The sequence below is a fragment of the uncultured Microscilla sp. genome (assembly GCF_947493425.1).
In the GTDB taxonomy this organism is placed as follows: domain Bacteria; phylum Bacteroidota; class Bacteroidia; order Cytophagales; family Microscillaceae; genus Microscilla.
Map to the genome: position 1 here is coordinate 1 of NZ_CANLRP010000463.1, position 549 is coordinate 549.

At 43.0% G+C, this 549-nt stretch carries 1 pseudogene; it reads right to left on the bottom strand.

From position 1 onward, the window contains the following. Positions 1-479, bottom strand: a pseudogene (locus Q0954_RS34345) (hypothetical protein); the annotation flags it as partial. Between the last annotated feature and the right edge of the window lie 70 nt (positions 480-549).

A 549-nucleotide genomic window follows, 5' to 3' on the forward strand; every position in this document is an offset into this window, starting at 1 on the left:
AGGGTTTTCAATTGGGCAACAATGGTGCTTCTGAGCGTAGTATCGCTGATGTGTTTGGTGACATACCTATCTTGCCGAAAGTCATAGACCTTGTATTGCTTTTGCAGCATATCTCCATACTTTATCCCTTTCATTAAGTCAGGCAATACGGTTTCGTACCAACGTAGTTTTCGGTAAGGCTCATCGTCACGGTCACGTCCTTCGTAATAACGGTCAAAACAAATCGGTGGAATGTAATACCCGTTGCGCCCTGTTTGTTTACTGCTTGGTTTAACACCTACTAAACTGCCATGACTGTCTTTTGATTTAACACCCTTGCTCGCCACAATAGCTGTTGCATCTTGGTTCATACCTCCACCCATTAAACTGTCGCGACTGTCTTTTGATTTGACACCCTTGTTCATAGCTGTTGTATCTTGGTTCATACCTCCACCCATTAAACTGTCATGACTGTCTTTTGATTTGGCACCCTTGTTCATAACTGTGGCATCTTGGTTTATACCTCCACCCATTAAACTGTCATGACTGTCGCAACTGTCTTTTGATTTG